This is a genomic window from Pseudoalteromonas sp. NZS100 (assembly GCF_015864815.1).
GTDB lineage: Bacteria > Pseudomonadota > Gammaproteobacteria > Enterobacterales > Alteromonadaceae > Pseudoalteromonas > Pseudoalteromonas distincta.
The window spans coordinates 91914-99004 of sequence record NZ_JADYWM010000016.1 but is presented as its reverse complement, the minus strand read 5'-3'; the positions used below and the strand labels follow the sequence as shown (position 1 = coordinate 99004).

The 7091-nt window shown below is 40.9% G+C and carries 7 protein-coding genes and 1 rRNA gene; 5 read left to right on the top strand and 3 right to left on the bottom strand.

Annotated features, from left to right (window positions below; all coding sequences use genetic code 11):
• Positions 1–191: 191 nt before the first annotated feature.
• Together rrf and I6E69_RS15640 are read left to right on the top strand one after the other, a co-directional pair.
• Positions 192–306, top strand: a 5S ribosomal RNA gene (gene rrf / locus I6E69_RS15645).
• Positions 307–870: 564 nt separating this feature from the next.
• Positions 871–1464 (top strand): hypothetical protein, encoded by a 594-nt coding sequence (locus I6E69_RS15640; protein ID WP_138489801.1) that lies wholly within the window; start codon positions 871–873, stop codon positions 1462–1464.
• Positions 1465–1466: 2 nt separating this feature from the next.
• On the opposite strand, the gene I6E69_RS15635 is transcribed toward I6E69_RS15640, so the two are convergent.
• On the bottom strand, positions 1467–1847 hold the full coding sequence (locus tag I6E69_RS15635) for a hypothetical protein (RefSeq protein WP_197121617.1): 381 nt from the start codon (positions 1845–1847) through the stop codon (positions 1467–1469).
• Positions 1848–1946: 99 nt separating this feature from the next.
• Between I6E69_RS15635 and I6E69_RS15630 the strand changes: the two genes are divergently transcribed.
• A complete protein-coding gene (locus I6E69_RS15630) occupies positions 1947–2387 on the top strand; it encodes a TerB family tellurite resistance protein (RefSeq protein WP_039489160.1) in 441 nt (146 codons plus the stop codon).
• Between the two features lie 17 nt (positions 2388–2404).
• On the opposite strand, the gene I6E69_RS15625 is transcribed toward I6E69_RS15630, so the two are convergent.
• Positions 2405–2971: an NADPH-dependent FMN reductase gene (locus tag I6E69_RS15625; RefSeq protein WP_024605004.1), complete on the bottom strand. Its 567-nt coding sequence runs from the start codon at positions 2969–2971 to the stop codon at positions 2405–2407.
• Between the two features lie 119 nt (positions 2972–3090).
• On the opposite strand from I6E69_RS15625, the gene I6E69_RS15620 reads away from it, so the two are divergent.
• On the top strand, positions 3091–3990 hold the full coding sequence (locus I6E69_RS15620) for a LysR family transcriptional regulator (RefSeq protein WP_197121616.1): 900 nt from the start codon (positions 3091–3093) through the stop codon (positions 3988–3990).
• Between the two features lie 32 nt (positions 3991–4022).
• On the opposite strand, the gene norR is transcribed toward I6E69_RS15620, so the two are convergent.
• Entirely contained in the window at positions 4023–5579 is a 1557-nt protein-coding gene (gene norR / locus I6E69_RS15615) for a nitric oxide reductase transcriptional regulator NorR (RefSeq protein ID WP_197121615.1), read from the bottom strand.
• 279 nt (positions 5580–5858) lie between these two features.
• Between norR and I6E69_RS15610 the strand changes: the two genes are divergently transcribed.
• Positions 5859–7091: an NnrS family protein gene (locus tag I6E69_RS15610; protein ID WP_197121614.1), complete on the top strand. Its 1233-nt coding sequence runs from the start codon at positions 5859–5861 to the stop codon at positions 7089–7091.

Genomic DNA, 7091 nt, shown 5'->3' with positions numbered 1-7091 from the left:
GAGCCATTAAGCTAACTTGTACTAATTACCCGTGAGGCTTAACCATACAACGCCAAACGCGTTTTATGCGACAGTTTAGACAGAAGTTAATATAACTAAAGTAGAAATTACTTAGAAAGACTTAAAAAATATTATCAGATATTTTCCAAATTCAGTTAGTGCGTAGAAATACGAATTAACGCCCAAATTTGCTTGGTGACAATAGCGTTTTGGACCCACCTGATTCCATGCCGAACTCAGTAGTGAAACGAAACAGCGCCGATGATAGTGTAGCATTTGCTATGTGAAAGTAGGACATTACCAGGCTTCAAATTGTAGAGAGCCCGATTCGAAAGAGTCGGGCTTTTTTACGTCTGCAGAAAAGTGAAATGTGCGCAATTAATACACACTCACAGCAACACCCATCACGTAGGTCGGGCGAGCACAGCGACTCCCGACGTTAAAATCACAGCAAAATCCCTCAATATCTCAGTGGGCCAATCCAGTAGCATTTGCTATGTGACTCTCCACCGCTGTGGGCACTACAACACTACCAGACTTCACATTGTAGAAAGCCCGACTAGAAATAGTCGGGCTTTTTTACGTCTGCAGAAAAGTAAAATGTGCGCAATTAATATCCACTCACAGCAACACCCATTACGTAGGTCGGGCGAGCGTAGCGACTCCCGACGTTAAAATCACATCTAGGAGTGTGCAATTAATATTTATAAAAGTAGGATTGTTAATGAGAGCAGAGATATTTAGTCGTTAAGCATTACTTAAAATTTTATCTAGTTGTCCTGTTCTCAGTTTTATATAGATACTTCTAATAAAGTACTTAAGAAAACTGTACTATTACAGGTGTTTTAAAATAACTATAACGAGAAACAAATGAAATTATTAACTGCAGCAACTTTATTACTTGCTTCATCGACAGCTTTTGCACGCCCTGCACCGCTAGTGTCTATTCCTACTCATGATGCCTTTTTTAATAGTATTGCAGCGCATTGCGGTAAAGCTTTTGAAGGTGAAGTAGCAGTAGATAACGCGAAAGGCCCAAGCTCATTTACAGATAAAAAACTGGTTATGCATGTACGTAAATGTAGTGAGACTGAGTTACAAGTACCGTTTCATGTGGGAGACGATGCATCACGTACGTGGATCATAACTAAAACGGGTAGCGGCTTGAGTTTAAAGCACGATCATCGTCATAAAGATGGAACAGACGACGCATCAACTATGTATGGTGGCCATACGCTTGATGCAGGGTCTGCGCAGATACAGTCGTTTCCAGCAGACCAATACTCTAAAGAGTTATTTGTAAAACAAGGTCTTGCGCAGTCTGTAGGTAATACATGGCAAATGTATATTTACCCAGAAGTATTTACTTATCGATTAATTCGCCAAGGACGTGAGTTTAAGGTGGATTTTGATTTAACTAAACCGATTACTCCACCATCAGCACCTTGGGGTTATAAAGACTAAGGTTACTTACCCTTACTTGTATCTTTTTTAGTTTCGCATTGGAGTAAAACACTTAAATCTGGTTGGTAAGCGCGTGGTTTTGTTGGAAAGCGCTCGTACTCTTGCACGCCTTCAAGTACTTTCAACATAAAGGTATTGCCGCGGCATAGACGGTCAGCATGGCGCAATAAAAATACACTTTGATTGGTAAAGTGTTTGTAATCGTCTGACTGGATTTCTATTTTATAATTGTCTTCGCCAATTTGTGTTTGGTAGTAATGTACTTTGTTATCAAAGTCGTAGAGCTTCTCGGTTTCGGCTTTTTCAGCAAGTGCAGTATTTGCACTCGAAAGGGCCACCAGCGTAGCGCCTATAAATAAGCGTGGTGTGTTTATTCCTTTCATAAAATGTATCCTTTAATTTGCGAACTTTATACCCATTAATAAGAGTAATAAGGTCGATTTCTTTACGTATTAGTCTAACACCCAAAAAGGGAAAGTGTGATGTTCAAACAAATAAAACAACTTTTTGCTGTATTCGATGAACAGCAGCCAAGTATGCAAGAGCACGATTTAAAAACAGCTGTTGCTGCATTATTAATTGAAGTTATGCGTGCAGATACCAAGCTTGAACATGATGAACAACGAACCCTGACTGTAACCTTAAAAAAGTATTTTAATTTAACAGATATTGAGGTTAATGAGCTTACTAATAACGCGGCAAGTAGCTTAGATGATTCGATAGATTACTTTCAGTTTTCAAAACAGATTAATGAGCATTGCAGCGCGGCACAGCGAATAGAAATAATAGAGTTATTATGGCGCTTAGCGTATGCCGATGGAGAAATAGATCCCCAAGAAGACTACGTTATACGTAAAGTAGCAGGGCTTTTATATGTAACGCATACCGACTTTATCGCCGCCAAAATAGCAGCGACAAAGTAAGTAGGCGTGCGTGCAAGTTATTTTAACTTACTTGCAACGCTTACTAACTGATGAGCGAGGGCTGATACTTTTTCAGCCGTTACAGGTTCATTTATTTGCCCATTTTCATTAAACAATGTGTGCACAGCGGGTACTGCAAGTTGATCGGCAAGTACTAACGATCCAATGCCGCTTAATATATCACGCACATGATTTAAACCGCGTAAGCCGCCAAGCCCACCAGGCGATGCTGCAAACAAAGCAACCACTTTATTACGAAAAGCAGGAACAGCACCTTGCTCTGTACGCGATGCCCAATCAATCGCATTTTTTAGTGCTGCGGTAATAGAGCCGTTGTACTCTGGGCTTGCTAGTAAAATACCGTCGGCTGTACGTAGCTTATCTTTTAAAAGCTGTACATCGCTTGGTGTACCTTGCGCTTCAATATCTTCGTTAAATAGTGGGATGTTTAATTCGTTTAGTTTTATTACTTCTACTTCAGCACCTGTTTGTAGAGCAAAACGTGCTGCCTCATTAATAATTTTTTGATTAAAGCTTTCTTGGCGAAGGCTTCCAGCTAGGGCGATAATTTTTGGTGCTGACATGGTAGTGGCCTTTTAATGTTTTAAGTTACATGACTAATGTAGCAAAATTTCACTTGTAGAAAACCCTAATAAACGCAACACTTGTGTGCGTATATGCACATAAGTAAAAGGTAGGCAGCATGGCGATAAAATTTGAAGATTGGCAAGACGTTAAAGTTGCGTTCGAAGTAGCACGGTTAGGCACGCTAACAGCAGCGGCCGAGGAGCTTAATGTGCACCACAGCACAGTGCTTAGGCGAATTAATAATCTTGAAAAAAACTTAAATGCACGGCTTTTTCATCGCCATGCTCGTGGCTACAAGGTTACTGAAATTGGCACCAAGTTATTTGCAACAGCACAAACAATCCATAGCTCCTTAGAGCAGTTACATAACGATATAGTAGCGGCCGATAGCACCCTTAGAGGTAGTTTGTTGCTAACGACGGTAAGTGGCTTCATGGATGTCCTTGGTGATGTATGTGAGCAATTTCAGGCGCTACATCCACAAGTGCAGCTTGAGGTTATTTTAGAACAAAAAAGGCTAAGGCTCGATCACGGACAAGCACATATTGCAGTGCGTGCAGGCCCAAGACCTGATGAAGGCGATTATATTGCTCAGCATTTGGCGCAGCTTTCATCGGGTTTATACGCTAATAAACGTTACATTAATAAATACGGTATGCCTAAATTATTAATTGATTTACAACAACATAACTTTGTATCGGGCGTGGCAGGTTTTAATGCCCGCGTGCCTTATTTTGCATGGGCTGATGAACATATTCCTGCATCGCAAATTAAGCTGCGAGTATCTGAAACCGCAGAAGCGACTCGTGCAATCATTAAAGGTTTAGGCATAGGCGGATTACAACATGATGTGGCGGCGCAGTATGCTGATTTAGTACCGATATTACACAATGAGCTACACTGGCCTACCGATGTATGGTTAGTCACGCATCACTTAGTGCATCGTACTGCTAAAGTGCAAGCTTTTGCCGAGTTATTAAAAACACATTTTAGTAAGTTAACTGCTAACCAATAGTTTTAGCAGCATTTTAGCCGTGTTTTAAATGTTTATAGTGTTTTTTTTACTTCTATCCCTAGGCGTTTAGCCAAGCGTACCAAGTTAGCTCTATCTAATTCGAGCACTCTTGCTGCTGCTGACCAATTGTAATTATGCTGCTTTAATTGCTCGGTAATTACATTGTATTGCAAAGATTCTACAGCTTGCTTTAGAGGTTGGTTGATTAGGGTATTGGTTGTGCTTTGAGTTGCAACAATAGAGTTTGGCTGTGCACTAGGTGTTAAATCACAGTGCTCGCTTGTAATGGTTATTATTGGATTTTTCCATTGGCTTTGTTTCGCTTTTAGCGCACTTCGGCTAATGACATGTTCAAGCTCGCGAACGTTACCTGGCCAGTTGTACTGATTAAGCAATGCTTGCGCTTCGGGGCTTAGTTTTAATTGTTTTATCCCTAATTTACGGGCTGTTTGCTCAATAAAATAACCAGCTAAGAGTGTTATGTCGTGCTCGCGTTTACTAAGTGGTGGCACAGTAATAGGGTAGACACTGAGGCGATGGTATAAATCGGCTCTAAAGCGACCTTGAGCTACTTCTTCTTTTAAATTTCTGTTGGTTGCAGCAACGACGCGTACATCTACGTACTTTGGCGTGTCTTCTCCTACCGTTTGTATTTCGCCACTTTGTAGCACTCGTAATAGTTTACTTTGCATGGCCAGGGGCAGTTCGCCAATTTCATCTAAAAATAACGTGCCGCCATCAGCTAATTGAAATTTACCTTGGCGCGAATTTTGTGCGCCTGTAAAAGCCCCTTTCGCATGACCAAAAAATTCACTTTCAGCAAGGCTTTCGGGAAGTGAGGCGCAATTTAAGTGAATAAGCGGTTGATCTTTGCGAGCTGAATTTAAGTGAATATTACGCGCAACAAGCTCTTTCCCTACCCCTGTTTCACCTAATATAAGCACGCTAAAGTTAGATGCTGCAACGAGTTTAATGTCGTTTTTAAGTGTTTGCATTAGCGGACTTTGGCCAATAATTTCACCGCCGTCCCGTGTTAATGCTTCACGATTTAGTTCTTGTACTAATGCACTTGAGTGCTGTGCATGCTGTTTGTAATGGGCAAGTTCTAAGGCCGTTTTAAAGTGCGCGCTACACAGCGTTTGTAAGGTATTGAGTATATCAGCGCTTATGCTGTTAAATGCATTGGCGTTAAGGCTATCAAACGTAAGTACGCCAAGTAGCGCGTTTTTATCATAAAGAGGTAAACCTAAACATGCATGTACCGGTATGTCGCCGGTTTTAGCTAATAGCAATCCGTCGTATGGATCGGGTAGTGGGCAGTCGTGCGCAAATTGAAGCGCGAGTGTGCTTTTGCAAATAGCTTCTAGGCGAGGGTGTTCTACTATTTTAAATCGTCTGCCTAAACTGTCGGGCATTAATCCTTTAATTGCCAGGGGTTTTAATTGTTCGCCCTGAAGCACTAATAACGCACTTGCATCACTAGGAATAACCCGTTTAACCGTTGCTAGTAATTGATCAAAGCTATGCTCGTGTAGTGTACTTTGAGCAAGCTCTAGAGCAACTTGTGTAAGGTTGAATTGCTGGTTCACGTCAAAATGACCTATTTGTGTTTTTATGAGTTAATTTATAGTAGGTCATAAAGACTCACACTGTAAAGTGATTTAATTTAACTTGTTGAATTTAACTAATTAAACTTGTTGGCACAGTATGTGTAATAGCTAAGTAACGTAGTTAGTTACAGAGATCGCCATGAACACACTAATGCTGAATAATTTAAATAATCAAACACAGTTTAGTTCACTGCATGAGGCACTAGCGTGCGCTGAATACTTTTTTGCTCAGTATGGTGTAGGGCAGGAAATAAAATAATGCGCCCTATAAACTTAACAGAGCCAATGCCAGCACGCGTTGCTATTCATCAAGTATCTCAATGGCCGTTATGGATGCTAGCTTTTAGGCCTTTCTTTTTAGGCGGTGGCTTATTGGCATTTTTGTCAGTGGGGTATTGGCTACTTATTTTAACAGGCCATGCAAGTTGGCACTTATCGATACCTGCGACATTATGGCACGCGCACGAAATGCTGTTTGGCTTTGCAGGAGTTGTAGCTGTTGGCTTTTTACTTACCGCAGCACAAACGTGGACAGGCGTGCCGAGCATAAGTGGCAAAGCCCTTATGTGGCTCACGTTTATATGGCTTGCAGCGCGCTTAGCCTTTTTTGTGATATTGCCTGATATTGCTCATTTTAATTTATATGCTGCACTTACATTACAAGTTATTTGGTGGCTAGGCGCCATAGCAGTACTGGCTAATATGTTATTAAAAGCCAATAGCAAAAGTAACTATCCGTTTTTAGCTATTTTAGCTGTGCTTTGTGGGCTCAATGTATTGTATTTAATACTTGTTTTAAAACAAAACATGCAGCTTGCACTTGGTGTGGTTGATACCGCAGTACTGGTAATTACTTTACTAGTTGGCATTGTTGCGGGTCGCGTTCTACCATTTTTTACCGCTAAAGGTCTAGGTTTAACCGCACAAGTTCGCACTCCTAAAATAGATAAAGCTGTTATGTATTTATCTATTTTGGCTATCACTTTATTTTTCATCAACAAGTTGTTTTTGAACACGATTAATCCTGCGTTAGTTGTTGCAACTGTTGCTGCGCTTCACCTGGTCAGGGCTGGTTTTTGGTGGGATAGCAAGGTATTGAGAGTGCCGTTGTTATGGTCTTTACATTTTTCCTACTTAGCGTTAGGCGTAGGGTTAATGATGGTTGCATTTAGCTTTTATAGCAGTGCAATACAATTTAAAGATGCGCTGCACTTAATCACTATTGGCACAATAGGTATGATGATTTTAGCAATGATGACGCGTGTATCGCATGGTCATACAGGGCGTACACTCGCTATTCCTCATTACATGGCTGTTGCTTTTGCACTTGTGTTAGTAGCCGCTATTACTCGTTCATTACTCCCTTTTATTATTAGGCCTCACCTTGCTTGGCAAATAAGTGCTTTGCTGTGGTTAGTAGCTTTTTCATTATTTTTAATTCACTGCACACCTATATTAACGCGGCGTCGCGTTGATGGGCGTCGTGGTTAG

What these genes read in the sequence shown, in the direction of transcription:
- I6E69_RS15640 (WP_138489801.1), top strand. Translation starts at nt 871, where the DNA reads ATGAAATTATTAACTGCAGCAACTTTATTACTTGCTTCATCGACAGCT.
- I6E69_RS15635 (WP_197121617.1), bottom strand. Translation starts at nt 1,847, where the DNA reads ATGAAAGGAATAAACACACCACGCTTATTTATAGGCGCTACGCTGGTG.
- I6E69_RS15630 (WP_039489160.1), top strand. Translation starts at nt 1,947, where the DNA reads ATGTTCAAACAAATAAAACAACTTTTTGCTGTATTCGATGAACAGCAG.
- I6E69_RS15625 (WP_024605004.1), bottom strand. Translation starts at nt 2,971, where the DNA reads ATGTCAGCACCAAAAATTATCGCCCTAGCTGGAAGCCTTCGCCAAGAA.
- I6E69_RS15620 (WP_197121616.1), top strand. Translation starts at nt 3,091, where the DNA reads ATGGCGATAAAATTTGAAGATTGGCAAGACGTTAAAGTTGCGTTCGAA.
- I6E69_RS15610 (WP_197121614.1), top strand. Translation starts at nt 5,859, where the DNA reads ATGCGCCCTATAAACTTAACAGAGCCAATGCCAGCACGCGTTGCTATT.